25 protein-coding genes are annotated in these 26,710 nt (G+C 60.3%); 17 read left to right on the forward strand and 8 right to left on the reverse strand.

Annotated elements, in window-relative coordinates; all coding sequences use genetic code 11:
* Positions 1-74 precede the first annotated feature (74 nt).
* Positions 75-1,466, reverse strand: a complete 1,392-nt coding sequence (locus QZR30_RS17920; protein ID WP_046072278.1) for a sensor histidine kinase — start codon at positions 1,464-1,466, stop codon at positions 75-77.
* Entirely contained in the window at positions 1,444-2,127 is a 684-nt protein-coding gene (locus QZR30_RS17925; RefSeq protein ID WP_005787712.1) for a response regulator transcription factor, read from the reverse strand. Before QZR30_RS17925 ends, QZR30_RS17920 begins: the two co-directional genes overlap by 23 nt.
* A 393-nt stretch (positions 2,128-2,520) precedes the next feature.
* Between QZR30_RS17925 and QZR30_RS17930 the strand changes: the two genes are divergently transcribed.
* On the forward strand, positions 2,521-3,426 hold the full coding sequence (locus QZR30_RS17930; protein WP_056846465.1) for a hypothetical protein: 906 nt from the start codon (positions 2,521-2,523) through the stop codon (positions 3,424-3,426).
* Between the two features lie 101 nt (positions 3,427-3,527).
* On the opposite strand, the gene QZR30_RS17935 is transcribed toward QZR30_RS17930, so the two are convergent.
* Positions 3,528-4,763, reverse strand: coding sequence for a multidrug effflux MFS transporter (locus QZR30_RS17935; protein ID WP_311903791.1), 1,236 nt, complete (start codon positions 4,761-4,763; stop codon positions 3,528-3,530).
* A 93-nt stretch (positions 4,764-4,856) separates the two neighbouring features.
* On the opposite strand from QZR30_RS17935, the gene pdxR reads away from it, so the two are divergent.
* Complete coding sequence (gene pdxR, locus QZR30_RS17940) at positions 4,857-6,269, forward strand: MocR-like pyridoxine biosynthesis transcription factor PdxR (protein WP_311903793.1); 1,413 nt, start codon at positions 4,857-4,859, stop codon at positions 6,267-6,269.
* 106 nt (positions 6,270-6,375) lie between these two features.
* On the opposite strand, the gene QZR30_RS17945 is transcribed toward pdxR, so the two are convergent.
* Positions 6,376-7,284, reverse strand: a complete 909-nt coding sequence (locus tag QZR30_RS17945) for a MurR/RpiR family transcriptional regulator (protein WP_043050572.1) — start codon at positions 7,282-7,284, stop codon at positions 6,376-6,378.
* Between the two features lie 284 nt (positions 7,285-7,568).
* Here QZR30_RS17945 and QZR30_RS17950 point away from each other — a divergent pair, with 284 nt between their 5' ends.
* From QZR30_RS17950 to QZR30_RS18010, 13 genes are all read left to right on the forward strand, one after another.
* On the forward strand, positions 7,569-9,506 hold the full coding sequence (locus QZR30_RS17950) for a bifunctional 5-dehydro-2-deoxygluconokinase/5-dehydro-2-deoxyphosphogluconate aldolase (RefSeq protein ID WP_059397605.1): 1,938 nt from the start codon (positions 7,569-7,571) through the stop codon (positions 9,504-9,506).
* A gap of 149 nt (positions 9,507-9,655) precedes the next feature.
* Positions 9,656-10,543: a myo-inosose-2 dehydratase gene (gene iolE / locus QZR30_RS17955; RefSeq protein WP_046072282.1), complete on the forward strand. Its 888-nt coding sequence runs from the start codon at positions 9,656-9,658 to the stop codon at positions 10,541-10,543.
* A 3-nt stretch (positions 10,544-10,546) separates the two neighbouring features.
* Positions 10,547-11,335, forward strand: a complete 789-nt coding sequence (gene iolB / locus QZR30_RS17960) for a 5-deoxy-glucuronate isomerase (protein WP_046072283.1) — start codon at positions 10,547-10,549, stop codon at positions 11,333-11,335.
* 25 nt (positions 11,336-11,360) lie between these two features.
* Positions 11,361-12,176 (forward strand): TIM barrel protein, encoded by an 816-nt coding sequence (locus tag QZR30_RS17965; RefSeq protein ID WP_059397604.1) that lies wholly within the window; start codon positions 11,361-11,363, stop codon positions 12,174-12,176.
* A gap of 10 nt (positions 12,177-12,186) precedes the next feature.
* The gene (gene iolD / locus QZR30_RS17970) at positions 12,187-14,118 is read left to right on the forward strand and encodes a 3D-(3,5/4)-trihydroxycyclohexane-1,2-dione acylhydrolase (decyclizing) (RefSeq protein ID WP_311903798.1); all 1,932 of its coding nucleotides are present in this window, start codon (positions 12,187-12,189) and stop codon (positions 14,116-14,118) included.
* Between the two features lie 19 nt (positions 14,119-14,137).
* On the forward strand, positions 14,138-15,163 hold the full coding sequence (locus tag QZR30_RS17975; RefSeq protein WP_046072286.1) for a Gfo/Idh/MocA family protein: 1,026 nt from the start codon (positions 14,138-14,140) through the stop codon (positions 15,161-15,163).
* Between the two features lie 155 nt (positions 15,164-15,318).
* On the forward strand, positions 15,319-16,347 hold the full coding sequence (locus tag QZR30_RS17980; protein ID WP_311903800.1) for a Gfo/Idh/MocA family protein: 1,029 nt from the start codon (positions 15,319-15,321) through the stop codon (positions 16,345-16,347).
* Between the two features lie 128 nt (positions 16,348-16,475).
* Positions 16,476-16,652, forward strand: a complete 177-nt coding sequence (locus QZR30_RS17985; protein WP_173664485.1) for a hypothetical protein — start codon at positions 16,476-16,478, stop codon at positions 16,650-16,652.
* A 49-nt stretch (positions 16,653-16,701) separates the two neighbouring features.
* Positions 16,702-17,637 (forward strand): sugar ABC transporter substrate-binding protein, encoded by a 936-nt coding sequence (locus tag QZR30_RS17990; protein ID WP_046072288.1) that lies wholly within the window; start codon positions 16,702-16,704, stop codon positions 17,635-17,637.
* 65 nt (positions 17,638-17,702) lie between these two features.
* Positions 17,703-19,256: a sugar ABC transporter ATP-binding protein gene (locus QZR30_RS17995; RefSeq protein WP_311903801.1), complete on the forward strand. Its 1,554-nt coding sequence runs from the start codon at positions 17,703-17,705 to the stop codon at positions 19,254-19,256.
* 26 nt (positions 19,257-19,282) lie between these two features.
* Complete coding sequence (locus QZR30_RS18000; protein ID WP_003191668.1) at positions 19,283-20,305, forward strand: ABC transporter permease; 1,023 nt, start codon at positions 19,283-19,285, stop codon at positions 20,303-20,305.
* A gap of 422 nt (positions 20,306-20,727) precedes the next feature.
* Entirely contained in the window at positions 20,728-21,132 is a 405-nt protein-coding gene (locus QZR30_RS18005) for a TraR/DksA family transcriptional regulator (protein ID WP_003191666.1), read from the forward strand.
* A 199-nt stretch (positions 21,133-21,331) separates the two neighbouring features.
* On the forward strand, positions 21,332-21,535 hold the full coding sequence (locus QZR30_RS18010; RefSeq protein ID WP_056846458.1) for a hypothetical protein: 204 nt from the start codon (positions 21,332-21,334) through the stop codon (positions 21,533-21,535).
* Between the two features lies 1 nt (position 21,536).
* On the opposite strand, the gene QZR30_RS18015 is transcribed toward QZR30_RS18010, so the two are convergent.
* From QZR30_RS18015 to QZR30_RS18025, 3 genes are all read right to left on the reverse strand, one after another.
* The gene (locus tag QZR30_RS18015; protein WP_034120024.1) at positions 21,537-21,779 is read right to left on the reverse strand and encodes a DUF2789 domain-containing protein; all 243 of its coding nucleotides are present in this window, start codon (positions 21,777-21,779) and stop codon (positions 21,537-21,539) included.
* Between the two features lie 69 nt (positions 21,780-21,848).
* A complete protein-coding gene (locus QZR30_RS18020; RefSeq protein WP_034120023.1) occupies positions 21,849-22,079 on the reverse strand; it encodes a hypothetical protein in 231 nt (76 codons plus the stop codon).
* A 110-nt stretch (positions 22,080-22,189) separates the two neighbouring features.
* On the reverse strand, positions 22,190-22,465 hold the full coding sequence (locus tag QZR30_RS18025; RefSeq protein ID WP_052722000.1) for a hypothetical protein: 276 nt from the start codon (positions 22,463-22,465) through the stop codon (positions 22,190-22,192).
* 389 nt (positions 22,466-22,854) lie between these two features.
* On the opposite strand from QZR30_RS18025, the gene QZR30_RS18030 reads away from it, so the two are divergent.
* Both QZR30_RS18030 and QZR30_RS18035 read left to right on the forward strand, forming a co-directional pair.
* Entirely contained in the window at positions 22,855-23,304 is a 450-nt protein-coding gene (locus QZR30_RS18030) for a hypothetical protein (RefSeq protein WP_043050583.1), read from the forward strand.
* A gap of 130 nt (positions 23,305-23,434) precedes the next feature.
* Positions 23,435-24,442, forward strand: a complete 1,008-nt coding sequence (locus QZR30_RS18035) for an ABC transporter substrate-binding protein (protein WP_056846456.1) — start codon at positions 23,435-23,437, stop codon at positions 24,440-24,442.
* A gap of 78 nt (positions 24,443-24,520) precedes the next feature.
* Here QZR30_RS18035 and QZR30_RS18040 read toward each other — a convergent pair whose 3' ends face one another.
* Positions 24,521-26,647 carry a TonB-dependent receptor gene (locus tag QZR30_RS18040; RefSeq protein ID WP_046072292.1) on the reverse strand — a complete coding sequence of 709 codons (2,127 nt, stop codon included), beginning with the start codon at positions 26,645-26,647 and terminating at the stop codon, positions 24,521-24,523.
* Positions 26,648-26,710 lie beyond the last annotated feature (63 nt).

Genomic DNA, 26,710 nt, shown 5'->3' on the forward strand with positions numbered 1-26,710 from the left:
GAAATGTAAACGATGTCCCCGGTTTGTACCGGGGCTTGCCCCCTCCCACATTTGGTTCTCTGTGCCCCGACGATCTAGTCAGGTATCAACTGCTGGCGACACTCCAGCACCAGCCGGGCGCCGCCCAGTTCGCTGGTGCCGACGTCGAGCTTGAAGCCGTGCAAGTTGATGATCGCCGCCACAATCGACAACCCCAAGCCAAAACCGCCGTGCTGATCGCTTTCATCCACCCGATAAAAGCGCTGGAATACCGAAGCGCGCTCGGCCGCCGGAATCCCCGGCCCTGAGTCAAGCACTTCGATACGGGTGCTGCCCATATCATTGACCGCCCGCAGGATCACCTTGCCATTGGGCGGGGTGAACTTGATCGAGTTACTCAACAGGTTGGCCAAGGCTTCAAACAACAGCGCGCGGTCGCCTGTCACCCATGGCAGTGATTCGGGTGCCTGTAATACCAACTCCATTTCACCCTCTTCGGCCAGGGGCAGATAGAAGTCGTGCAATTCGCGCAGCAGCGGCAGTGGGTCCAGCACTAGGAAGCCAGACCGACGCTGATGGTCTTCCAGTTCGGAAATACGTAGCAGCCCGCGAAAGCGCGCCATCAGCGTGTCGGTTTCGGCAATGGCGTCATCGAGTTTCACTGCGTGGGCGGAGTCTTCCTCGGCTTGCTGCTTGATGCGGTAAAGCTGTGCGCGCAGGCGTGTGAGTGGGGTACGCAGGTCGTGGGCGATGGCGTCGCACACACCCTTGACCTCGTTCATCAGTTTCTCGATGCGGTCGAGCATGGCGTTGACGATGGCGGCGAGCATGTCCAACTCGTCACGGCGGTTGGACAGCGGCAAGCGGTGCGTCAGGTCACCGGCGACGATGGCTTCGGCGCTGGCCTGGATCCCGCGAATCCGCCGCAGCGGGCGACGGCGCAGCAGGTGCCAGCCGGCAGCGCCAGGGATGATGGTCAACGATAGGGCCCACAGCAAGGCGTGCCAGATGATCCGAGTCACGCCGAACAGCGAACCGTTGGCGCGCACCAGCACCAGCCAGCGCCCGTCGCCGGTGCGGGTAGCCACGGCGTCGCAGCTGTCCTTGGGCAGTTTCGGGTCGTCGGATTCGACGCAATTGGCCAGCGCGTGGATCTTGCCATCCAAAGGCAGGTCGGCCGGCACCGTACGGATCGGCCCGCTCAGGGGGCGAAATTGCTCATCGAACAGACCATAGGCGTCCACGCCCTTCATGTCGAAGGTCATGCTGGTGGTCAAGGCCTCCACCAGTTCTTCGCCGTCGAAGCGCTGGAACAAATGCTGGCGCTGCAGCAGGGAGTGGCGCGACAAATCGCCCAGGTAACCTGATACCTCGTAGTACAGCACCCCCATGAGGATGCAGCTCCAGGCCACGAACAACGAACTGTACAGCGCCAACAAGCGGCTGCTGGAAGAACGCCAGCCTTTAGAGGGGTTCAGCAATGACATAACCGGAACCTCGTACCGTGCGGATCAACGGCGTAAGGCCCGGTGGGTCGATCTTTTTGCGCAGGCGACCGATGTGCACATCGATCAGGTTGGTGCCGGGGTCGAAGTGATAACCCCAGACTTCTTCGAAGATCATCATCCGCGAGAGAATCTGCCCGGTGTTGCGCATCAGGAATTCCAGCAGTTTGTATTCGGTAGGCAACAGGGTCAGCGGTTGCTCGGCACGGCTGGCTTCGCGGCTGATCAGGTTCAGTTCCAGGTCGGCCACGCGCAGGGCGGTCTCGAACTCCTTGACCGTGCTTTTGCGCCGCAGCAGCACTTCGACGCGGGCGGCCATTTCGTCGGAGGCGAACGGCTTGGTCAGGTAGTCATCGCCCCCGGCACGCAGGCCGCGTACGCGCTCGTCGACATCCGAGAGCGCGCTGATCATCAGGATCGGCGTCGACACCCCGATGGTGCGCAAGGTGGTGACGATGGCCAGGCCATCCAGTTCGGGCAACATGCGGTCGAGGGTGATCAGGTCGTAATCACCACTGACGGCACGGACCAGGCCTTCGCGGCCGTTGTCCACCCAATCTACGTCCAGTCCATGGCTACTCAGCTCGGCGACGATCTCGCGGGCCGTTACGGCGTCATCCTCGATGGTCAAAATGCGGGTCATAGGATTACCTGGTGAGCGTTCACACTAGAAGTGCGGGTATTTTGCCAAGAAGTTGCTGAATGTTTCCTAAATAAAACTTCATCTAGGCAGAGCCGTCACCTGTTCGTGACTGGCACGGATCCAATGTGGGAGGGGGCTTGCTCCCGATAGCGGTCTGTCAGGACAAGTTTTATAGCCTGGTACACCGCTATCGGGAGCAAACCCCCTCCCACAGGGAATGCATAACGCCCGCCTACAGCAGACAGTTCTTGCAACTTGCATGGTTTGGATAAGTTCAATCTTCCTAAGCTTTTGAAATTTAAAGAATTTAATTTTATACGCGACTGGCATGGTGCCTGCACTGTCCCTTTTGAGACTTGTAACACTATTTTTCATGCCTGGAGCAAAACAACAATGATCACATCCTCATCCACGCTGCAAGAGTCAAGCACGCTCTCCGGGGTTTCCTGGGGGGCGATCTTCGCCGGGGCCGCTGCGGCGGCTGCCTTGTCATTAATTCTGGTGCTGCTGGGCTTCGGCCTGGGCTTTTCGGCGGTCTCGCCGTGGGCCGACAGTGGCATCAGTGCCAAGGGCCTGGGCATTTCCACGATTGTCTGGCTGGCCTTTACCCAGATTGTTGCGTCGGGACTGGGCGGCTACATCGCCGGTCGGTTGCGGGTAAAGTGGGCCAATATGCATGGCGATGAGGTGTACTTTCGCGACACCGCCCATGGCTTCCTGGCCTGGGCAGTGGCGACACTGATCACCGCGATGTTGGTGGTCGGTTCCGTCAGCAGCGTCGTCAGCGGCGGCGTGCAAGCCGGTGCCAGTGTCGCGTCTGGCGCCGCCAGTGGCATGACCCAAGCGGCCGGCAACGCAGCACAGGGTGCCGATAGTGGTGACTTCGGCTACTACGTCGACAGCCTGTTCCGCGATGACCGCCCAGCCGCAGTCAGCGATGACGCCGCACACGCCGTGGTCGGTCGCATTTTCGCCCGCACCCTGAGCAATGACGGCCAACTTGCTGCTGAAGACCGTGCCTACCTGGCCCAACTGATCAGCCAGCGCACCAACCTCAGCCAGGCCGATGCTGAAGCGCGTATCGACAAAGTCTACGGCGATGCCCGCAAAGCCATCGAAGATGCCAAGGTAAAAGCCAAGCAAGCCGCCGACACCGCCGCGAAAGTTGCCGCCTATACCTCGCTGTGGACCTTCGTGGCGCTGTTGATCGGTGCATTCTTCGCCAGTTTCGCCGCTACCTTTGGCGGTCGCCGCCGGGATGCCGTGGTGTATGTCGAAACCGAAAACTACGTTCGTTAATTCAAGGCCCGTTCACTTAAGGAGAATATAATGCGCTCATTACTGCTGTGGTTCCTCGGCGTGCCGATTCCGCTGATCATCCTGATCGCGATCTTCATGCACTAAATCCGAGCCTGGCTCGGTGAAGAGTGGGAGGGACCTTGTTCCCTCCCACTTTGCGTTTTGCGCAGGGTCAGCCAGCTTGTGACCAGCAATGCGCTGGCAAGCGAGGTCATGATCACCAACGGCAGCGAAGTACCGTCCGACAGCAGCCCGGTGGCCCAACTGCTCAGTGCCGTGACAAACATCTGGATAAAAAAGAACAGCCCCGACGCCGTGCCGGCAATCGCCCCATACGGCTGCAACACAGACAGCTGGCAGGCAGGCATCGTCAGGCCCACCGACACCATGATCACCACCATCGGTACCACAATGGCCAGCCACGTCTGTGGCAGCAGTGCCGTGGCTAGCGCGAGCATGACGCTGCCCAGCACATTCAAGCCGATGGCGACGCTGATCAAGCGGTCGGCCCCGAACCGCTGCACCAGACGCCGGAACAGGTTGGCACCGAGCATGTAACCGCTGATTGTCGCGGCAAACACCAGGGCGTAGGCGGTCGGCGTCAAATCAAAGCCCCGTTGCAGCAATGCCGAAGACTCGCTGATAAACGGAAAATACGTGCTGTACGCGCAGCCGATCGCCAAGGCATAACGCAGGAAGTAGCGGTCGCGCAGCAGTTGGCTGTAGGTGCGCAGCAAGTGGCTGGGCGGTGCAGCGGCCACTTGCTGCGGGCGGGTTTCAGGCAGGCGGCGTTGGACGATTACACAAAGCACGCAACCGATCACCGCGAGTAATACAAACAAGCCACGCCAACCCAAGAGCGGCAACAACAGGCTACCGAGCACTGGCGCGGCCATGGGCGATACGGCCATCGCCATGGAGATCAACCCCAACAGACGCGCCTGCTCATCGCGGTCAAAATAATCGCGCACGATCACTCGGCCAATCACCGTGGTGCAGCACCCGCCGAGCGCCTGGAACAGCCGCGCAATGACCAGCACGCCGAGGCTATCTGCCAGGGCGCAGGTCACGGTCGCCAGCACATACAGCGTCAATCCGGCCAACAGCACCGGGCGTCGGCCGAAGCGGTCGGTGAGCGGGCCGCTGACCAGCAGGGAAATCGCCGAGCCGAGGGTGTACAGGGTCAGGACCAGTTGCAACTGGCTGTCCTGGGTGTGGAAGTAGTCGGCCATGGCGGGCAGGGCGGGCAAATGCAAATCCAGGGTGAGGCGCGGCAGGCCCACCAGGACCGTCAGCAAAGTCAGCCAGAACCACGGAGCGAGAAGGCGTTGAGTCATGGGCGGGTTTCTTCGCAATGAGTAGAGCCCGGACTCTAGCGACTTTGTGGTTTAATCCTCAGGACCACTTATGCCATGGATGACTGGACCACTATGAGCCGCGGAAAAGCTGCCTCCAACCCTGACCTGCCGCGCCCCGATACGCTGGATGCAGGCAAGCAGCAGGGCGCCTACGAGGCGTTGCGCGAGGCAATCCTGGCTCGACAGTTGCCGGCAGGCAGTCGTTTGCCGTCGACCCGCAGCCTGGCCGAGCGCTGGCAGGTCTCACGTGGCACCCTCGAGGCCGCTTTTGACCGTTTGCACAGCGAAGGCTATGTGCAGCGTGTGGCCGGCTCCGGCACGCGGGTGTGTGCGGTGATTCCGGAGCAGTTCATCGCAGCCCCGGTGGCCAAGCAAAACCTGCGCCGACCGGTTGAGCCCGACTTACCTCACGCCGGCGTGCAGAGCCACGTGCCCTTTGTCGCACGACGCCCGGATGCCAGCCTGTTCGACCTGAAAACCTGGGCGCGCTGCCTCTCCCGCGGGTTGCTGGCGGCAGGTCCCGGCGTGCTGGAGGCTGCGCACCCCGGCGGGTTGCCGGCCTTGCGCGAACTGATCGCGGATTACCTGCGCCGCTATCGCGGCATGCAGTGCGAGGCTGATGAAGTGATCGTCACCACGGGCATTCGCCATGGCCTTGACCTGATTGCACGCACGCTGCTCCAGCCAGGTGACACCGCCTGCGTCGAAGACCCCGGCTACACACCGGCGCGGCGTTTGTTCGGCCTCGCCGGGGCGCGGGTCCAGGCGATCGCCGTCACGGCCGAAGGCCTCGATACCGACCAGCTCCCCGAGCACGCACGGCTGGCCTATGTCAGCCCAGCGCACCAGGCGCCGCTGGGCGTGACCCTATCGGTGTCACGCCGCCTGGCACTGCTGGACTGGGCGAACCGGGCGGATGCCTGGGTGGTGGAGGATGACTACGACAGCGAGTACAACTACAACAGCGCACCCCTGGCGGCGCTCAAGTCCCTGGATTCGAACGACCGCGTGCTCTATTGCGGAAGCTTCAACAAAAACCTGTTTCCCGGCTTGCGGGTCGGCTTCATGGTGGTGCCCAAGATCCTGCGCCCGGCACTGCTGCGCACCTTGCAACTGACCGGGCATTCAGTGGGTGCAACCGACCAGTTGGGCTTGGTGGAATTTTTTGGCAGTGGTGCCTTCGTGCGGCACCTGCGGGCTTCTCGCCAGGCGTATCAGGCGCGGCGGGATGCGTTGCTTGCCTGTCTGCCGGAGGGCGTCACGGTCAGTGGCCAGCAGGCCGGGCTGCATTTTGTGTTGTGGTTGCCGCCCGGGGTGCAAGAGGCGGACTTCTGCGCCCGCGCCGCCAACGCCGGGTTGAGCTTGCAACCGTTGGGCAAGTTTTGTGTCGATGTGACGTTGCCGCCCGCCGTGATTATCGGCTACACCGCGTTGACCCTCGCGCAGATCCGCTTCCACGGCCGGGCCCTGGCGCAATTACTGTAGGAGCTAGCTTGCTCGCGAAGATCGTTAACGATAACGCGGGCATTCTGGATGGCCGCAATGCCTATGGGTTTTTCGCGAGCAAGCTCGCTCCTACAGGTAGTGCGCGTCAGTCGTCGAACCCGACCTGCTCATGAATCTCATCCACCTTCAATTCCAACCGATACGCCACCGCAATAAACAGCGCCTGGCACAGGCACAAGGTGGCGCTCAGCGAGCGAAAGGCAAACGACGAACCTTCATTCACCAGCAATACCGCATTCGCGCGCTTGGCCAGCGGTGACAGGTTGCTGTCAGTGATGATCAGGGTCTTGGCCTGGTGATGCTGGGCAATGCGCAGACAGTGCTGGGTCTCCTTGCCGTAGGGCGTGAAGCTGATCGCGATCACCAGGTCATTAGCGCGCACACTGCGCATCTGCTCGCGATAACTGCCGCCCAGGCCAGAGATCAGGTGGATGCGCTTGTTGGTGTGCTGCAGGTTGTAGACCAGGTAGTCGGCCACCGCGAAGGAGCGACGCACGCCAACCACGTAGATGTTGTCGGCATTGACCACCAGGTCCACGGCTTTTTCGAAGGCGGTATCGTCCAGCTCCAGGCCCAGGCGCTCGATGCCGGAGAGGGTCGCGTTGACGCATTCGCGCGCCAGGTCGCCGCCGCTGGCCTTCTGCGATTTATTGGCGATCATGCTGCGGATGCGCTGCTGGTAGTTCTGCACCGGCGTGGTCTTGTGGGTATACGCCTCGCGAAACAGCGCCTGCATCTCGCTGAACCCGCTGAAGCCGAAACGCTGGGAGAACCGCACGATGGCCGAGGGGTGCACTTCGCATTCGCGGGCAATGTCGCTGATGCGGTCGACCATGATCCGGTCGCTCTGCTGACTCATGTAGCTGGCGATGCGCTTGAGCTGGCGCGGCAGGCTCTCGTATTCGTCGGTGATCAGCTGCAACAGGCGTTCGGCATTGATCGGAGGGCTGGCGACAGTTTCTTCCAGGGTGGTCTCGGGATCGGTGCGGGACATGGGCAATCCTTCTGGCGTGTTCGTCTGATGCGCTGATGGGTGGCGCAAGTCTACAGGGTAGGCGCAAAAAAATACCTCGGCATCACGGCCCGTGTGGCCTGCTGAAACGATGCACGGGCGCTGGCGTGCCGCTATGCTGACGTATTGGAAAAAATATTCCACTAAAAATAATTATGGAATAAATATTGATTGCTACCGCTGGACGTTCTAGTCTGCTCCCACCAAGAGCGTTTGCCGTCGCCACGGCGGCACAACGCAGGCTGATAAAAATAACAGGAGCCAGCATGGGCCAGACTCGTTTTGCCAGTGGGCGTCAATTGGATCTGATTTGCCTCGGGCGCCTGGGCGTCGACCTCTATGCGCAGCAAGTCGGTGCGCGGCTTGAGGACGTGACCAGCTTCGCCAAGTACCTCGGCGGTTCTTCCGCCAACATCGCCTTCGGCACCGCCAGGCTGGGTCTCAAGTCAGCGATGCTGAGCCGCGTGGGCGACGACCATATGGGCCGTTTTCTGGTGGAATCCCTGGCCCGTGAAGGCTGCGATGTCAGCGGTATCAAGGTCGACCCGGAGCGCCTCACCGCCCTGGTGCTGCTGGGCCTCAAGGATCGTGAAACCTTCCCGTTGGTGTTCTACCGCGAAAACTGCGCCGACATGGCCCTGCGCGCCGAAGACATCAGCGAAGCCTTTATTGCCTCCAGCAAAGCGCTGTTGATCACCGGTACGCACTTCTCCACCGACGGCGTGTACAAGGCCAGCATCCAGGCCCTGGATTACGCCGCCAAGCACAACGTCAAGCGCGTGCTGGATATCGACTACCGCCCGGTGCTGTGGGGCCTGGCGGGCAAGGCCGATGGCGAAACCCGTTTCGTCGCCGACCAAAATGTCAGCCAGCATGTGCAGAAGATCCTGCCGCGTTTCGACCTGATCGTCGGCACCGAAGAAGAATTCCTTATCGCCGGTGGCAGTGAAGACCTGCTCACCGCGTTGCGCACCGTACGCGAACTGACGCCTGCGACCCTGGTAGTCAAGCTGGGTCCCCAGGGTTGTACGGTCATCCACGGCGCGATTCCTGCGCGGCTGGAGGACGGGGCGATCTACCCCGGTGTGCGCGTGGAAGTGCTCAATGTGCTGGGGGCCGGCGATGCCTTCATGTCAGGCTTCCTCAGCGGTTGGATCAATGACGCCAGCGATGAACGTTGCAGTCAGTTGGCCAATGCCTGCGGTGGCCTGGTGGTTTCGCGCCATGCCTGTGCGCCGGCCATGCCTACTCCCGCTGAGCTCGATTACCTGTTCAGCAGCCCGGTGCCCATTACCCGCCCGGACCAGGACGTGACCCTGCAACGCCTGCACCGCGTAACGGTGCCGCGCAAGGCATGGAAGCAATTGTTCGTGTTTGCCTTCGACCACCGCTGGCAACTGGTGGACCTGGCGCAAAAGGGCGGCCAGGACCCTGCGCGCATCAGCGCGATCAAGCAGTTGTTTATCCAGGCCATCGAACGCGTGGAGCGCAAGCTCGGCGAGCAGGGCGTCGAGGCCGACGTGGGCCTGCTCGCCGACCAACGTTTCGGCCAGGATGCCCTCAACGCCGCCAGCGGTCGCGGCTGGTGGATCGCACGCCCGGTGGAAGTGCAGAACTCACGGCCCCTGGCGTTCGAACACGGCCGCTCGGTGGGCAGCAACCTGATTGCCTGGCCCCAGGAACAGATCATCAAGTGCCTGGTGCAATTCCACCCCGATGACGAACCGATGCTGCGCCTGGAGCAGGAAGCGCAACTCAAGGCGGTGTACGAGGCCTCCATCGTGAGCGGGCATGAGCTGCTGCTGGAAGTCATCCCGCCCAAGGATCATCCATCGACTTACCCCGACGTGCTCTACCGCAGCCTCAAGCGCCTGTACAACCTGGGCATCTACCCGGCCTGGTGGAAGATCGAGGCGCAGTCGGCCGAGGATTGGAAGAAGCTCGACGAACTGATCCAGGAGCGCGACCCGTACTGCCGGGGCGTGGTGCTGCTGGGCCTGAACGCGTCCGCCGAATGCCTCGCCGATGGTTTCCAGCAAGCACGCCTGAGCACCACCTGCCGTGGGTTTGCCGTAGGCCGCACGATCTTCCAGGAGCCGAGCCGGGCGTGGATGGCGGGGGAGATCGATGATGAGACCTTGATCCAGCAGGTACAGGCTACCTTCGAACAACTCATCAATGCCTGGCGCAGTGCTCGAACCTGATACATGACCGATACCTGTAGGAGCGAGCTTGCTCGCGAAAAACGCATGGACACCGCGTTTCGTCAGAATGCCGGTGTAATCGTTAGCGATCTTCGCGAGCAAGCTCGCTCCTACAGTTGAGAAGCGACTTGAATAATAAAGGTGCAGCCATGCCCGCAATCCGAATTGGCATCAACCCGATCTCCTGGAGCAACGACGACCTGCCGGCCCTCGGCGGTGAAACCCCGCTGAGCACGGCCCTGAGCGAAGGCAAGGACATCGGCTACGAAGGTTTTGAACTCAACGGCAAATTCCCCAAGGATGCCAAGGGTGTCGGCGACGTGTTGCGCCCCTATGACCTGGCCCTCGTCTCCGGCTGGTACTCCAGCCGCCTGGCCCGTCGCTCCGTGGCCGAGGAAATCGAGGCGATTGCCGGTCATGTCGAACTGCTCAGGCACAACGGCGCCTCGGTGCTGGTGTATGGCGAAGTGGCTGATTCGATCCAGGGCTCGCGCATTCGTTTGATCGAACGCCCGCGTTTCCATAGCGAGCAGGCTTGGCAGGACTATGCCGACAAACTCACCGAACTGGCGCGCTTCACCCTGTCCCAGGGGGTACGCCTGGCGTACCACCACCATATGGGCGCCTATGTCGAGTCCCCCGAAGACATCGACCAGCTGATGCAGCGCACGGGGCCTGAAGTCGGCCTGCTGTTCGATTCGGGCCACTGCTACATGGGCGGCGGCGAACCCATCGAGGTGTTGCGCAAGCATATCGACCGTGTCTGCCACGTGCATTTCAAGGATGTGCGCAAACCCGTGGTGCAACTGGCGCGCAACCAGATGTGGAGCTTTCCCGATTGCATCGTCAACGGCACTTTCACTGTGCCCGGCGATGGCGACATCGATTTTGCACCGTTGCTGGACGTACTGCTGGCGGCGAACTACGAGGGCTGGCTGGTGGTGGAAGCCGAGCAGGACCCGGCCGTGGCGCCCAGTTATATCTACGCAAAAAAGGGTTATGACACCTTGCGTGCGCTTCTCAACCAGAGGACTTGAGTGATGAGCTTGTTGGTCAAAAGCAGCAAACGCGGGCAAACCATGGTCGCCCTGGAAGCCGGGCGCCTGGACTACGTAGGCTTTGCCGCCTACCGCCTGAGCCTGGGCGAAAGCCTGCCGATCAGCGCGGGCGATCAGGAGTTGTGCCTGGTGTTGCTCAGCGGTCGGGTAAACATCGAAGGCGCGGGTTTCAGTTGGCAGAACCTCGGTGATCGCCAGTCGGTGTTCGAAGACAAATCACCGTTCGCCGCCTACCTGCCGCCTGGCACCGATGCTCAGGTCAGCGCCTTGAGCGATGTACAGATCGCCGTCTGCGCCGCTCCGGGTGCCCAGGGTTTTGCCCCGCGCCTGATCCGCCCCGAGCAGTGCAAGCGCAGTGTGCGTGGCAAAGGCGCCAACACCCGCTATGTGTGCGACATCCTGCCCGATAGCGAGCCGGCCCATTCGCTGCTGGTGGTGGAAGTGCGCACACCGTCGGGGCATTCCTCAAGCTACCCGCCGCACAAGCACGACACCGACGACCTGCCGCACCAGAGCTTCCTGGAAGAGACCTATTACCACCAGATCAACCCGCCCCAGGGCTTTGTCTTCCAGCGCGTGTACACCGATGACCGCAGCATCGACCAGGCCATGGCCGTGGAAAACAGCGACCTGGTGGTGGTGCCCAAGGGTTACCACCCGGTCAGCGTGCCATACGGCTACGAGTCGTATTACCTCAACGTGATGGCCGGCCCAAAGCGCGCCTGGCATTTCCATAACGACCCGCAGCACAGCTGGCTGCTGGACCTTTAAACGGTTTGGACGGAGAACAACAACAATGAAGTCGCCGCTACGTTTTGCCCTTAACCGCATGGTCGCGCCTGACCTGGCCCTGGCGGATTTCATCCAGATGGCCAAGGCCCTCAAGTGCGATGCCATCGAGATCCGCAACGACCTAAAGAACCGCGAAATCGAATACGGCATGCCCGCCACTCGCGTGCGTGAGTTGTGCGCGGCGCAGGGTATTACGGTGCTGTCGATCAACGCGTTGTACCCCTTTGACGTGTGGAACGACGAGCGCCGTGCCCAAGCGTTGGAGCTTGCCACCTACGCGCGTGAATGCGGTGCCCAGGGTCTGGTGATGTGCCCGTTCAATGAGCCCGGCGACACGCGCACCGACGCGCAGCGCGCCGCCGCTTTGCGCACCGCGTTGAGCGAACTGGCGCCCATCCTGCGCGAGTACGGGATTCTCGGTTTCGTCGAACCCCTGGGCTTTGAAGTATCCGCCCTGCGTCGCAAGCGCGTGGCGGTGGAGGCGATCAAGTCCATCGGTGGCCTGGATGTGTTCCGAGTGGTGCATGACACCTTCCACCATCACCTGGCCGGCGAGCATGAGTTCTTTCCCGAACTGACCGGTCTGGTGCATATCTCCGGGGTGGAAGATCACGACGCGCCGCTCAACGCGATCGGCGACGGCCACCGCGTACTGGTAGGCGAGGGCGATATCCTCGGCAATGCGGTGCAGATCGATACCTTGCTGAGTACTGGCTACAGCGGCTATCTGTCGTTCGAACCCTTTGCCGAAAGCGTGCATGGGTTAGCGGATATCCAGCAGGCCTTGGGGGCAAGCATCGCCCACCTGCAAAAACCATAAGGGGCGCGTCATGACCACCACACGATTGACCATGGCCCAGGCCCTGGTGAAGTTCCTGGATAACCAATACATCGAAGTCGACGGCGTACAGAGCAAGTTTGTTGCCGGCGTATTTACCATTTTCGGCCATGGCAATGTGTTGGGTCTCGGCCAGGCCCTGGAACAGGACAGCGGCGACTTGGTGGTGCACCAGGGCCGCAACGAGCAGGGCATGGCCCATGCCGCCATCGGTTTTGCCAAGCAGCACCTGCGGCGCAAGATCTATGCATGCACCGCCTCGGTCGGGCCTGGCGCTGCGAATATGCTCACCGCTGCGGCCACCGCCACGGCCAACCGCATCCCGTTGCTGCTGTTGCCCGGCGATGTCTACGCCAGCCGCCAGCCGGATCCGGTGCTGCAGCAGATCGAGCAGTTCCACGACCTGAGCATCAGCACCAACGACGCGTTTCGCTCCGTGAGCAAATACTGGGACCGCATCAACCGCCCTGAGCAATTGATGACGGCGGCGATCCAGGCCATGCGCGTGCTCACAGATCCTGCGGAAACCGGCGCGGTGACTCTGGCGCTGCCACAGGACGTACAGGCCGAAGCCTGGGACTATCCCGACTACTTCCTGCAAAAACGCGTGCACCGCATCGACCGGCGCCCGGCCACTGCGGCGATGATCGGTGATGCGCTTGCCGCGTTTCATGGCAAGCGCAAGCCGCTGATCATTTGCGGTGGCGGGGTGAAGTACTCCGGCGCCAATGCCGCGCTGCAAGCCTTCGCCGAGCGCTTTGCGATTCCCTTTGCGGAAACCCAGGCGGGCAAGAGCGCAGTGGTTTCCAGCCATCCGCTGAATGTCGGCGGCATCGGCGAAACCGGCTGCCTGGCGGCCAACCTGCTGGCACCCGAAGCCGACCTGATCATTGGCATCGGCACCCGTTATACCGACTTCACCACCTCGTCCAAATCGCTGTTCAAGCACGCCGAGGTGAAGTTTCTCAACCTCAATATCAGCCCGTGCGACGCCTTGAAACTCGACGGTGTGCAAGTGCTGGCGGATGCAAAAGTCGCCCTTCAAGCGCTGGCTGACGCCCTGGGCGATTACCGCTCCGGCTGGGGTGAGCAAATCGCTGACGCCAAGGCGCAACTCGATGCCGAAGTGGATCGTGTGCATCAGGTGGAATACCAGGGCGATGGGTTCGTCCCCGAAGTCGACGACCACCTGGACCGTGGAGTACTGCGTGAATTTATCGAGCTGACCGGCTCATGCCTGACCCAAAGCCGGGTGCTTGGCGTGCTCAACCAGAGCCTGGCCGACGACGCGATCATCGTCGCCGCCGCCGGCAGCCTGCCTGGCGATTTGCAACGGGCCTGGCGCAGCAAGGGCGTCAACACCTACCACGTCGAATACGGCTATTCGTGCATGGGCTACGAGATCAACGCGGCCCTTGGCGTGAAGCTGGCCGAGCCGACCAAGGAGGTCTATGCGCTGGTCGGTGATGGCTCCTACATGATGCTGCACTCGGAACTGGCCACCTCGATCCAGGAGCGGCGCAAGATCAACGTGGTGCTGCTCGACAACATGGCTTTCGGCTGTATCAACAACCTGCAGATCGGCAATGGCATGGACAGCTTCGGCACCGAGTTCCGCTACCGCAACCCCGAGAGCGGCAAGCTCGACGGTGGCCTGGTGCCGGTGGACTTCGCCATGAGTGCGGCGGCCTATGGCTGCAAGACTTACAAGGTCAGCACGGTGGAACAGCTCGAAGCGGCCCTGGCGGATGCGCGCGCGCAAAGCGTCTCGACGCTGATCGATATCAAGGTGCTGCCCAAGACCATGATTCACGGCTACCTGTCGTGGTGGCGGGTGGGCGTGGCGCAGGTGTCCACCAGCGAACGCACCAATGCCGCTGCGAAAAAACTCAATGAAAACCTGGCGAAAGCCCGGCAGTACTAATAACAAGAGGAGTGTTTGCATGTCTTTGCTTTCTAATTCACTGCGGATAGGTGTAATCGGCACAGGCGCCATCGGCCGTGACCATATCCGTCGTTGCAGCCAGACCCTGCTCAACAGCCAGGTGGTGGCGGTCACCGATATCAACCTTGAGCAGGCCGCCAAGGTGGTCGCGGACTTGAAGCTGGACGCAGAGGTGTACCCGGACGGCCATGCACTGATCAGCTCGCCGCAGGTCGAAGCGGTGCTGGTGACTTCATGGGGTCCAAGCCACGAAGCGTTCGTACTGGCCGCCATCGCCGCCGGCAAACCGGTGTTCTGTGAAAAGCCTCTGGCGGTCACCGCCGAAGGTTGTCGCAAGATCGTCGAAGCCGAAGTCGCCCATGGCAAGCGCCTGGTGCAAGTGGGTTTCATGCGTCCGTATGACGAAGGCTATCGTGCCTTGAAAGCCGTAATCGACAGCGGCCAGATCGGCGAGCCGTTGATGCTGCACTGCGCGCACCGTAACCCCACGGTGGGCGAGAACTACAAGACTGACATGGCGATCACCGACACCCTGATCCACGAGTTGGATGTGTTGCGCTGGCTGCTCGACGACGACTACGTTAGCGTACAGGTGGTGTTCCCGCGCAAGACCAGCAAGGCCCTGGCCCACCTGCGCGACCCGCAGATCGTGCTGCTGGAAACCGCCAAGGGCACGCGTATCGACGTGGAGGTATTTGTGAACTGCCAATACGGCTACGACATCCAGTGCGAAGTGGTGGGGGAGACCGGCATCGCCAAGTTGCCGGAGCCGTCCCAGGTGCAACTGCGCAGTGACGCGAAGCTGTCCAACGCGATCCTGATGGACTGGAAGGACCGCTTTATCGGCGCCTATGACGTGGAGTTGCAGGCCTTCATTGACAGCGTGCGCGCTGGACAGGTGGGTGGGCCGTCGGCCTGGGATGGGTATGCGGCGGCGGTGGCGGCAGATGCCTGCATTGAAGCCCAGGGCAGCGGGCAGATTGTGAAAGTCAGCTTGCCGGATCGCCCACACTTCTACAGCTGATCCCAATCTCACAGGTGGAACCTGGTCAATGTGGGAGGGGGCTTGCTCCCGATATCGGTGGGTCAGTCACCCAGTATGTATCTGATCTACCGCTATCGGGAGCAAGCCCCCTCCCACATTTGGATTGGTTTTCACTTCAAGTCAGGAGTGTATGCATGCGAATTGGACTAGTCGGCTACGGCCACGGAGGGCGCTTCTTTCATGCGCCGCTGATTGCAACGTTGCAAGGCGCGACGTTTGTAGGCGTCGTCACACGCTCAGCCGAACGCCGCCAGCAATTAATTACCGACCTTCCAGGCGTGAAGGCTTTTGACTCCATCGGCCAGATCGTCGAAGCCGGCGTCGACGCCCTGGTCATCTCCACCACCCTCAAAGGCCGCCCTGCATTAGTACTGGAAGCCATTGAACACGGCGTAACCGTGGTCAGCGATAAACCCTTTGCCGCCAACGCCGAACAGGCCCAAGCCTTGATCACCGCCGCCGAGCGCCAGGGTTCCCTGCTCAGCGTCTACCAGAACCGGCGCTGGGACTCGGATTACCTGACCCTGCGCAAACTCATCGACGCCGGTGCCCTCGGCAGCATCACCCGGTTTGAATCCCGCGTGGAGCGCTACAGCCCAGAGGCTGTGGGCAATGCCAGTGGCGGCGGATGGCTGCGCGACCTGGGCAGCCATCTGGTGGACCAGGCGCTGCAACTGTTCGGCCCGGTGGATCGAGTGTTCGCCCAACTGCACTACACCGCGCAATACCCCAGCGTGGATCACGGCTTCTTTGTTTCCTTGACCCACGCCAATGGCGTGATTTCACACCTGTGGGGCAACGCCTTGCAGAACAGCCAGGCACCACGCTTTCGGGTCAGTGGCAGCTTGGGTTGCTACACCGTCGAAGGCTTGGACGGCCAGGAAGACGCGTTGATGGCCGGTAAATCGCCGAAGACCGAAGGCGAGCATTGGGGGGCCGAGGAACATCGACGCTGGGGCTGGTTCGAGCAGGGGCCGGAACGTGAGCGGGTGCCGTCGGAGAAGGGCTGCTGGACCCAGTTCTATCGCCAGCTGCAAGCGGCGGTGCACGGCCAGGGGCCGCTGCCGGTAAGCGCCTATGACGCGCTGGAAACCACCCGTATATTGGATGCCGCGCGAGTGAGTGCCGAGCGCCAGCAGGTGGTTTCGACAAAAATAGAATAAAATTCTAAAACAGGTTGATATGGAAATTATTTTCTAATAGAGTCTTTTCCAGGTTGCATAAAGTCCGTCCCGCACACGTTTGGGGCGACTCAACAAAAACAAGATCAAAAACAACCAGGTACCGTCAGATGAAAATCTTCAACGCTGTACTGCGAGTTTTACGCCCAGCTCAAACGCCTCGCCGCCTGCCCCGCGCCCGACCGTTCTACTTCTCCTTCCTTAATGTGCTGTGCGTCGAAAACCAGGGCGCGCTGCTCTGCTGCATTCCAGGCGCGCCGGTGGTGCGAGTGCCGGCCGAGGCCTGATCAACGCAACGTCCAAAAAAACCAACAAGAAAGTGGAGACAGACCGTTCATGAAGACCCCGATCCGTTTTACCGCGCTGGCCCTGTCCATCCTGCTGGCCAGTGGTGTTGCCGGCGCCGCCGATCTCAAGGTGGGCGTCACGATGTCCGCGTTCGATGACACCTTCCTTACCTACCTGCGCGAAGACATGGACAAGCAAGCCAAGTCCTACCCCAAGGGCGATGGCGTGCAACTGCAGTTTGAAGATGCCCGTGCCGATGTGGTCAAGCAACTGAGCCAGGTGGAGAACTTCATCAGTCAGAAAGTCGACGCCATTATCGTCAACCCGGTCGATACCGCCTCGACCAAGAACATCATCAATGCCGCGACCAAGGCGGGCATTCCGCTGGTGTTCGTCAACCGCCGGCCCGACCAGAAAGACCTGCCCAAGGACGTGGTGGCGGTGACCTCAGATGATGTCGAGGCCGGACGCCTGCAAATGCAGTACATCGCTGAGAAACTCGGTGGCAAGGGCAAGATCGTGATCCTGCTGGGCGACCTGGCGAACAATTCCACCACCAACCGCACCAAGGGCGTGAAGGAAGTACTCGCCAAGTACCCGGACATCAAGATCGAACAGGAACAGACCGGCATCTGGCTGCGGGACAAGGGCATGACCCTGGTCAACGACTGGCTGACCCAGGGCCGCGAGTTCAACGCAGTGCTGGCCAACAACGATGAGATGGCCATTGGTGCATCCATGGCGCTGAGATCGGCCGGCAAGGAAAAGGGCAGCGTGCTGATCGCGGGTGTCGACGGTACGCCGGACGGCTTGAATGCAATCACCAAGGGTGACATGGCCGCCTCCGCGTTCCAGGACGCCAAGGGCCAGGCCGTGGGTTCGGTGGAGGCGGCGCGCAAGATGGCCAGGAACGAGCCGGTCGAGCAGAACGTGATCATTCCGTTCCAGCTGATTACTCCGGACAACGTCGCCCAGTTCAAGTAGCCCTGACATCACAACAATGAACCGGCAGGGCGGTCGTGCCCGCCCTGCTGATGGAGTACCGTCTTATGCTCGCTCATGCCGCTGTCTCGCAGCCTCCCGGTATCCAGCCGTTGCCGCTGGACGAACCCTACCTGTTGGAAATCGTCAACATCAGCAAAGGCTTTCCCGGCGTCGTGGCCCTGGCCGACGTACAACTGCGTGTGCGTCCCGGCACGGTGCTGGCGCTGATGGGCGAGAATGGCGCAGGCAAGTCGACCTTGATGAAAATCATCGCCGGTATCTATCAGCCCGACGCTGGGGAAATCCGCCTGCGCGGCAAGCCCATCGTGTTTGACACACCGCTGGCGGCACAGAAAGCCGGGATCGCGATGATCCACCAGGAACTCAACCTGATGCCGCACATGAGCATCGCCGAGAACATCTGGATCGGCCGCGAGCAGCTCAACAGCCTGCACATGGTCAACCACCGCGAAATGCATCGTTGCACCGCCGAGTTGCTGGCGCGCCTTCGCATCAACCTCGACCCCGAAGAACAGGTCGGCAACCTGAGCATCGCCGAGCGGCAGATGGTCGAGATTGCCAAGGCGGTGTCCTATGACTCCGACATCCTGATCATGGATGAGCCCACCTCGGCGATCACCGACAAGGAGGTGGCCCACCTGTTTTCGATCATTGCCGACCTCAAGTCCCAGGGCAAAGGCATCGTCTACATCACGCACAAAATGAACGAAGTGTTCGCCATCGCCGATGAAGTGGCGGTGTTCCGTGACGGCCAGTACATCGGCCTGCAACGTGCCGACAGCATGGACAGCGACAGCCTGATCTCGATGATGGTGGGGCGTGAGCTGAGCCAGCTGTTCCCGGTACGCGAGACGCCCACTGGTGACCTGCTGCTGTCGGTACGCGACCTGAGCCTGGACGGTGTGTTCAAGGACGTATCCTTCGACCTGCACGCCGGGGAAATCCTCGGCATCGCCGGGCTGATGGGCTCCGGGCGCACCAATGTGGCAGAAACGATTTTTGGCATCACCCCGAGCACCGGTGGGCAAATCACCCTGGACGGCCAGGCGGTGCGCATCACCGACCCGCATATGGCCATCGAGAAGGGCTTTGCGCTGTTGACCGAGGACCGCAAGCTCAGCGGCCTGTTCCCGTGCCTGTCGGTACTGGAAAACATGGAGATGGCAGTGTTGCCGCACTATTCGGGCAACGGCTTCATCCAGCAGAAAGCCCTGCGTGTGTTGTGTGAAGACATGTGCAAGAAGCTGCGGGTGAAAACCCCATCCCTGGAGCAATGCATCGACACGCTGTCCGGCGGCAACCAGCAAAAGGCCTTGCTGGCGCGCTGGCTGATGACCAACCCACGCCTGCTGATCCTCGACGAGCCGACCCGCGGCATCGACGTAGGCGCCAAGGCCGAGATCTATCGCTTGATCGCCTTCCTTGCCAGCGAAGGCATGGCGGTGATCATGATTTCCTCCGAACTGCCCGAAGTGCTCGGCATGAGCGACCGGGTGATGGTCATGCACGAAGGCGAACTGATGGGCACCCTGGATCGCGCTGAGGCCACCCAGGAAAAAGTCATGCAGCTGGCTTCCGGCATGACCGCGGTCCACTGATCTACAGAATAAGAAGGTGATGGGTTATGAACGCAATAACAGACAACAAACCGGCGACGGCACCGGTCAAGAACCGTCGACGCATGCCTACCGAGCTGAGCATCTTCCTGGTGCTGATCGGCATCGGCCTGGTGTTTGAACTGTTCGGCTGGATCGTGCGCGACCAGAGCTTCTTGATGAACTCCCAGCGCCTGGTGCTGATGATCCTGCAAGTGTCGATCATCGGCCTGCTGGCCATCGGTGTGACCCAGGTGATCATCACCACGGGGATCGACCTGTCTTCCGGCTCGGTACTGGCCTTGTCAGCAATGATCGCCGCGAGCCTGGCGCAGACCTCCGATTTTTCCCGGGCGGTGTTTCCGTCCCTGACCGACCTGCCGGTATGGATCCCGGTGGCAATGGGCTTGGGTGTAGGGCTGCTGGCCGGGGCAATCAACGGCAGCATTATTGCGGTGACCGGCATCCCGCCGTTTATCGCGACCCTGGGCATGATGGTCTCGGCCCGTGGCCTGGCGCGTTATTACACCGAAGGCCAGCCGGTGAGCATGCTCTCGGATTCCTATACGGCTATCGGCCATGGCGCAATGCCGGTGATTATCTTCCTGGTGGTAGCGGTGATCTTCCATATCGCCCTGCGCTACACCAAGTACGGCAAATACACCTACGCCATCGGCGGCAACATGCAGGCGGCACGCACCTCGGGGATCAACGTCAAGCGCCACTTGATCATCGTCTACAGCATCGCCGGCCTGCTGGCGGGCTTGGCCGGCGTGGTGGCTTCGGCACGTGCGGCTACCGGCCAGGCGGGCATGGGCATGTCCTATGAGCTGGATGCAATCGCCGCAGCGGTGATCGGCGGCACCAGCCTGGCGGGCGGGGTAGGGCGCATCACCGGCACCGTGATCGGCGCGCTGATCCTCGGCGTGATGGCCAGCGGGTTTACCTTCGTCGGCGTTGACGCGTATATCCAGGACATCATCAAGGGCCTGATCATCGTGGTGGCGGTGGTGATCGACCAATACCGTAATAAGCGCAAGCTCAAGCGCTGAGTGAATCCAAGGGCCAAATCAGATCAAATGTGGGAGGGGGCTTGCTCCCGATAGCGGTCAGCCAGAAACAGATGTGCAAGCTGACACACCGCTATCGGGAGCAAGCCCCCTCCCACATTTAGTCCGGGATCAGCCACTTTCAACCGTTTGTCTTCTATATAGCTCCACAAACTTGAATTTCTTGCTATAAACGCACTCCGATGACCGTTCGCCAAGCCCGTCCTGGTGCCTTTGGGGGTTAATTGGGAAAAAATGCCTGTCTTTTCAGTTGCTGCGCCCTCAAGTCGGCCTTAGACTGCCGCCCCTCGTAAATTGAGTGCCGGGTGGCGCTTGAAATGGACGGCGCCCTTCCGAGACCTGCAGAGGCCTGCCGGAACGCTCCCTTATTCGCCTTAATGCACGTATTTTTTATAGAGAAATCAATGACAAAGGAAAAGTTGCTGGCCATGCCGGCGGATGACTACATGAATGCCGAACAGCACGCTTTTTTCGAGAAGTTGCTGCAAGACATGAAAGTGGAACACCACGAGCGCATTGAACAGAACCGCATCGCCATTGAAAGCCTGGACACCCCGGCCGACCCGGCTGACGCCGCTTCTGTGGAAGAAGAGCGTACCTGGCTGGTAAATGCCATCGATCGCGACCAGCGCATGCTGCCGCAGCTTGAGCGGGCCTTGGAGCGTATCAAGGAAGATTCCTTTGGCTGGTGCGATGACAGCGGCGAGCCTATCGGCCTCAAGCGCCTGCTGATCAGTCCTACCACCAAGTACTGCATCGAAGCGCAAGAGCGCCACGAGCAGATCGACAAGCACCAGCGTCAAGCCTGACACGGGTGAGGGGGGCGCCTGCCAGTGAGCCGGCCGCCCCGCCTGCAACAGCATTACGCGAGCATCCGGCCGCGTCCAGCGCGTAGATTGTTGCTGTTTATGCAATGAAGCTATTCCGAAGATAGCTTTTTCCAACTGGAATAAAACCGTAGCATGGCCAACATTGTTAGCAAGCTAACTAATGCTGCGGAGAAGCTCCATGCAAAACAAAGTCGATGTGGCCGTAATGATCGGCAGTGGCGTACCTCAGACCCTGCGTGCCCTGGGCCAGAAAGCTTGCTGGGTGGTATTGCTCAATGGTGAGCAGCGCGGTACCGCCTTCGCCAGCCGCGATGAGGCCGAGGAGTGCAGGACTGCCTGGCAAGCGCTGTTGCGCATGGAACAGTCAGACAGCCTGCATTGAATTATTCCTTGGGCGATTCGTGCAACAGTGCGTTGAGGTCATCCACCGCAGGCGCCCATTCGGCATCTACATGCAATTGTTCCTTGAGGAAACTCGCCTGTTGTTCGCTCCAGAACGGTGCGTCGATGAGTTTGACATCATCCGGCAGGCGATGCTCGGCGGTAAAGCGCTCGATGGCTTCCTGGCTCGAGTCCAGGCCCAGTTGATCGAACAAGGTTTCGAGCGTGGGGGTGGTGGTGTCCATGTCGTACTCCATGCGGTTCAGGTGTGTATGCATGGGAGGCTTGGGGCGCGGCAGAGTTCTATCAGATTGTCAGGAGGTGAGCGCCCCTGAATCCACGGCTGCCTTGAGCGCCTTGGCAGCGTCCTTCGCGGCGCTGGCGGCGGCGTCCACGGTTTTGAACCAGCGGTCCTTCTCTACCTGATGCGTAGTGACGGTGGTCAAGGGTGGTTTGGCACGCATTACGATAACTGCTTGAAACTCTCCGTCTACTTCCCTGGCATCGCCGTGGATAAAAAATTCGCCAATATCAAATTCCGTCACGTATAGCCTTCCCTTCAAGGTAACTGCACTGATGAAACCTGACCCGCAGGGGGCAAACTTCAATGGACGGGCCAGTATGGCAGTTGTTGAAGCACGACGGCGCGGTAAAGTCATCCAGGTGACGAAACGAGTGAGTCACACAGGGCTTGCAACTTGGCTTCCAGGGTCTTGGCCAGTTCGCAGGCCTTGTTATGATCGCTGCGAAACCCCTTGATCCGGCCACTGGGTACTTCAAGGATGTGGAAAAAGTTCTTCCCAGCCGGTACAACTTGATAAATGACTGAGTTCGAGTACCCATCAGCGTTATGCAGGCAGTAATATTGGCGTTCTTCTGACCATGATGAACGCTTGTGGAAAGACGCAGCATCGTGTTGACGTCGTTGCATGCTCAGCTCCTGTCGATCTTGTTGGCCTGTCAGTGGCGTTTCGGGTGGTTTAACCTGGGTTGCTGTTTTAGTATTGTCGTCGGCAGTTCGCGACTGGTTCCATGCGCGGTTATTTTTTTGCTTTGGACGTCGGAAAACTGCATTTTCGATTGGGTTATTCTCTGAAGTTGCTCGACTTGTATTCTCGGGTCGCTAAACCTGTGATTTGCTGTGCTACCGGATGACCTTGATTGAGGTCCACCGCGGCTGTATGTACCAGCCTTGTAGGTTATCTTCAGTTTTTAACGAATGGGTGATCGTGCCGTAACGGCCGTTTTTTGTGTTGCCCGCTTCAGCGGCCAGCGCTTTTTTGATGTGGGGACGTTTCCTTGGCAGTCAGTAATCTGGATATGCACGCGTTATTCGTGCTGGGTGATTTGCGCGCAAAGTTGGTCAAGCAGTTTCAATCGCGGTTTGTCTACGTCACCGAACAAACCCCAGAAGGTATCTATATCGCCGAGATCGATACCGAAACGGCGCTGGTCGTGGATGACAAGCCACGCCTGGAACTCAAGGTGGGCGACCATTTCCGTGCGGCGGTGTTACCCAGCCGCGAAGGTGGCAAGTTCGAACTCAAGTTTCGCGATATCAAGTTGACCGTGTATGGGTTGGGCGATTACGCCTTTGTTTCGTCGGCCGAGGGCCAGGGCATTGTGTTCAAGGAAGGCCACAGCGTGATGCTGGTATTTGCCGCCCATGAACAATTGCAGGAAGGCCTGACCAAGACCCTGAAAGCCGTGACCGGCAAGGCCGCCAAATGGCGCAAGGGCGAGCTGGTTACCTTCAAGGCCAGCGAATAACCGATAAACACTTCGTGTACCGATCTGTTCCGGAACCTCTACTACAGTTGCGTTGACTTAACTATTCAGAGGCTTCGCGCATTGGCGGCAAAGCCGTTCGCCATGACTGTGAAGACGCGAGGTGCAACGCATGAAGGGATTGAAATCACTGTTGGCAGCGTCCTTGACGACCTTGAGCCTGGCATTGCCGGTCTCGGCTGCCCAGGCACCGGTGCATTTTGCCGACCTGAACTGGGAAAGCGGCAGCCTGATCACTGAAGTACTGCGCTTTATCGTCGAGAAGGGTTATGACCTGCCCACCGACACCTTGCCCGGTACCACCATCACCCTGGAAACCGCCCTGGCCAAGAACGATATCCAGGTGATTGGGGAAGAATGGGCTGGTCGCAGTCCGGTGTGGGTCAAGGCCGAAGCCGAAGGCAAAGTGGTAGGCCTTGGAGATACCGTCAAAGGCGCCACCGAAGGCTGGTGGGTGCCGGAGTACGTGGTCAAGGGTGACCCGTCGAAAAACCTCAAGCCGCTGGCTCCGGACCTGAAAAGCGTCAAGGACCTGGCGCGCTACAAGGATGTGTTCAAGGACCCCGAATCACCAGGCAAAGGTCGCTTTCTTAACAGCCCCATCGGCTGGACCTCCGAAGTGGTCAACAAGCAGAAGCTCAAGGCCTATGGCCTCGACGATAGCTACGTGAACTTCCGCAGCGGTTCGGGCGCGGCGTTGGATGCGGAAATTGCGTCTTCGATCCGCCGGGGCAAGCCAGTGCTGTTCTACTACTGGTCGCCGACCCCGTTGATGGGGCGCTATAAATTGATCCAGTTGGAAGAGCCACCGTTTGATGCCGATGCGTGGAAGACCCTGACCGATGCGAACAACCCTGACCCCAAGCCCACGCGTTCGTTGGCATCCAAATTGAGCATTGGCGTATCGACGCCGTTCCAGCAGGAACATCCGCAGATTGCCCAGTTCTTCGAGAAGGTCGAGTTTCCCATTGAGCCGCTTAACAAAGCGCTGGCGAAGATGAGCGAAAACCACACGGCACCACGGGAAGTGGCCCAGATGTTCCTCAAGGAGCATCCTGAGGTGTGGAAGGCGTGGTTGACCGATGATGTTGCGCAAAAAGTTGAGTCGGCCCTCAAGTAATAGACAGCGTCTCTACTTGATGGAGATCAAAATGTGGGAGGGGCTTGCCCCCTCCCACATTTTTTTTGCATTCCAGATTTAGAATCGGGTTTGTATTGCGACTTCAAACGTTCTCGGCGAACCCAGGTAATACGCCGGCGACACATGGGCAAACTCGGCATACACCTCATTGGTCAAGTTGCGCACGCGTCCGGTCACCGAGGTGTGGGCGTCCAGCCTGTAGCGCAGGAAGGTGCCAAACAGCGTGTAGGCCGGCACCGTCTGAGTATTGGCATTATCTGCATACACCTGGGCGACATACCGCGCATCCACACCCCCTTGCCAATCCTCGGAAAAATCATAGGTCAACCACAGATTGCCCACGCGCTTGGGCACGTTGGTTGGCGTATTGCCTTTACGCGACACCACCGCGCCACTGGCCATTTTCTCATTGAACTCATCGTACTCGGCGTCTACCCAGGCGAAGTTGCCTTCAGCCAGCAACCTTGGCGTGATACGCAGTGAGCTGGCCAATTCGATGCCCTTGGACGACTGCGCGCCTACCGGGATGCTATTGGTCGGATCCAGCGGATCAGTGACGGCAAAGTCCTTGCGTTCGATCTTGTAGGCAGCGACCGTTGCCGAACCGCGACCGTCCAGGTAATCAAACTTGCTACCGATCTCCCATTGCTTGCCGGTGGACACATCGAACACCTGGGTGGTGGTATTGGGCTGTTCGACGGCGGTGCTGTATTGCACGTAGACATTGGCCGACGGGATGAATTGATAAGTCAGGCCCACACGCCCCGTCAGCGGTTCCCAGCTGCGCTTGAAGTGCCGTGGGTTGGTGGCGGTGACCGTGCGATGGTTGGTCACGTCCATGTCGATGGCGTCATATCGCAGGCCGGTCAGCAGCGAGAGCTTATCCGTCAGCCCCAGGCGGTTTTCCACGAACAGTGCCTTGGTGGTCACCTGGTTGGTCTTGTCCTTGACGAAGCCAGGACGGGTGCCGGGGATGTCATAGAAGTGTCCCGGGTCATAGTTGTTCGGCTCCACGGTACTTTTGCCAGGCACGTTCAAGGGGCTGTTGGTAGTGCTGTTGACCTTGTACTCAAAACCGCCGGACCAGGTGGTGGAGAGGCCGAAAATCCTGTTGTCATGGCGCAGTTCGAACTGGTTGCCGTTTTGTTGGCCCTGATGCCTTACCTGATAGGCGGTCGAGCGGTTCACCGCGCTGTTATCGGCGTTGTACTGGTAGGTCTCCAGGTTGCGGTAGTCGCGCTGGCTGTCGAGGTGATAGAGGGTGTTTTTCAGTGTGGTGCTGTCGTTTATCCGGTAGTCGATGATCGACCGCGCCCAGATCGTGCGCTGTTCGTAACGACCGTCGGCGACGTTGTAATTGTTGAAGCGATTGTGCTTGTCGATCTTAAGTTCGCCGGCCTTGGGGTTGAGCACCGGCGTGCCCCAATAGGGGCTGTCTTCATGCTCGTCCTGATATTCCAGGGCCAGGGTGTGGGACAGGTCGGGGGTCAAGTCGCTGAGCAGCGAAAACGCCAAGCTCCAGGCATCTCGTTGATCGCGGTCGATATAGCTGTGGTTGGTGTTGCGGCTCACGTCCAGGCGTGCGTAGTGCTGCACCTCGGCACCAGGCTCGGTCAGCGCATGGTTGAGGCCGAACGCCATGCCCGCGGTGTCGTAGCTGCCATAGGTCAACTGGCCTTCGACAGCCTGCTCCTCACGGCTCGCCAGCTTGGTCACGTAGTTCAGCGAGCCGCCCACGGAGCCTGCGCCGTTGATCAAGGAGGAAGGGCCGCCCACCAGCTCGACGCGGTCATAGACCCACGCATCCACTGGCCGCGCCAGGCCCGTGGCAACATTGATGCCGTTGAACATTTGGGTAATCTGGCTGCTGGTAAACCCTCGGTACGATACAAACCCACCAAACCCGGGCGGCGCGCTGGCATTGACGCCGGGCAGGGTGTTGGCCGCATCGCGGAAGGTCTTGGCGCCATGGCGCTCGATATCGTTGCGGTTGGCGATGGCCACCGAGGCCGGGGTTTCCCGTACGCTCAGTCCCAGCCGCGAGGCCATACCGCTGGGTTGGTCCAGGGCCAGCCCGGGCTCAACGCTTTGCTCGCCTTCAATGGTGGTCGGTGCCAGCTCAAGGGCAGGGGCGCAGGCAGGCAGGCAGCCGAACAGGCCTGCCAGCAGGGGTAGATGTTTCATGGTTGAATCCTGAAAACTTGGCTTGAAAACAAACGCACGGCCGCCCGTCTTCCTCGCGGAAAC

The organism is Pseudomonas sp. rhizo25, assembly GCF_031931935.1.
Lineage (GTDB): Bacteria > Pseudomonadota > Gammaproteobacteria > Pseudomonadales > Pseudomonadaceae > Aquipseudomonas > Aquipseudomonas synxantha.

Bases quoted from the DNA above. Each gene is read 5' to 3' on its own strand.
- QZR30_RS18000 (WP_003191668.1), top strand. From the start codon at position 19,283: ATGAACGCAATAACAGACAACAAACCGGCGACGGCACCGGTCAAGAAC.
- QZR30_RS17985 (WP_173664485.1), top strand. From the start codon at position 16,476: ATGAAAATCTTCAACGCTGTACTGCGAGTTTTACGCCCAGCTCAAACG.
- QZR30_RS17925 (WP_005787712.1), bottom strand. From the start codon at position 2,127: ATGACCCGCATTTTGACCATCGAGGATGACGCCGTAACGGCCCGCGAG.
- QZR30_RS17990 (WP_046072288.1), top strand. From the start codon at position 16,702: ATGAAGACCCCGATCCGTTTTACCGCGCTGGCCCTGTCCATCCTGCTG.
- QZR30_RS18025 (WP_052722000.1), bottom strand. From the start codon at position 22,465: ATGCAACGACGTCAACACGATGCTGCGTCTTTCCACAAGCGTTCATCA.
- QZR30_RS17980 (WP_311903800.1), top strand. From the start codon at position 15,319: ATGCGAATTGGACTAGTCGGCTACGGCCACGGAGGGCGCTTCTTTCAT.
- iolD (WP_311903798.1), top strand. From the start codon at position 12,187: ATGACCACCACACGATTGACCATGGCCCAGGCCCTGGTGAAGTTCCTG.
- QZR30_RS17930 (WP_056846465.1), top strand. From the start codon at position 2,521: ATGATCACATCCTCATCCACGCTGCAAGAGTCAAGCACGCTCTCCGGG.
- QZR30_RS17950 (WP_059397605.1), top strand. From the start codon at position 7,569: ATGGGCCAGACTCGTTTTGCCAGTGGGCGTCAATTGGATCTGATTTGC.
- QZR30_RS17975 (WP_046072286.1), top strand. From the start codon at position 14,138: ATGTCTTTGCTTTCTAATTCACTGCGGATAGGTGTAATCGGCACAGGC.
- QZR30_RS18015 (WP_034120024.1), bottom strand. From the start codon at position 21,779: ATGGACACCACCACCCCCACGCTCGAAACCTTGTTCGATCAACTGGGC.
- QZR30_RS18035 (WP_056846456.1), top strand. From the start codon at position 23,435: ATGAAGGGATTGAAATCACTGTTGGCAGCGTCCTTGACGACCTTGAGC.
- QZR30_RS18010 (WP_056846458.1), top strand. From the start codon at position 21,332: ATGCAAAACAAAGTCGATGTGGCCGTAATGATCGGCAGTGGCGTACCT.
- QZR30_RS17935 (WP_311903791.1), bottom strand. From the start codon at position 4,763: ATGACTCAACGCCTTCTCGCTCCGTGGTTCTGGCTGACTTTGCTGACG.
- QZR30_RS18040 (WP_046072292.1), bottom strand. From the start codon at position 26,647: ATGAAACATCTACCCCTGCTGGCAGGCCTGTTCGGCTGCCTGCCTGCC.
- QZR30_RS18030 (WP_043050583.1), top strand. From the start codon at position 22,855: ATGCACGCGTTATTCGTGCTGGGTGATTTGCGCGCAAAGTTGGTCAAG.
- iolE (WP_046072282.1), top strand. From the start codon at position 9,656: ATGCCCGCAATCCGAATTGGCATCAACCCGATCTCCTGGAGCAACGAC.
- QZR30_RS17920 (WP_046072278.1), bottom strand. From the start codon at position 1,466: ATGTCATTGCTGAACCCCTCTAAAGGCTGGCGTTCTTCCAGCAGCCGC.
- iolB (WP_046072283.1), top strand. From the start codon at position 10,547: ATGAGCTTGTTGGTCAAAAGCAGCAAACGCGGGCAAACCATGGTCGCC.
- QZR30_RS17995 (WP_311903801.1), top strand. From the start codon at position 17,703: ATGCTCGCTCATGCCGCTGTCTCGCAGCCTCCCGGTATCCAGCCGTTG.
- QZR30_RS17945 (WP_043050572.1), bottom strand. From the start codon at position 7,284: ATGTCCCGCACCGATCCCGAGACCACCCTGGAAGAAACTGTCGCCAGC.
- QZR30_RS18005 (WP_003191666.1), top strand. From the start codon at position 20,728: ATGACAAAGGAAAAGTTGCTGGCCATGCCGGCGGATGACTACATGAAT.
- QZR30_RS17965 (WP_059397604.1), top strand. From the start codon at position 11,361: ATGAAGTCGCCGCTACGTTTTGCCCTTAACCGCATGGTCGCGCCTGAC.
- pdxR (WP_311903793.1), top strand. From the start codon at position 4,857: ATGAGCCGCGGAAAAGCTGCCTCCAACCCTGACCTGCCGCGCCCCGAT.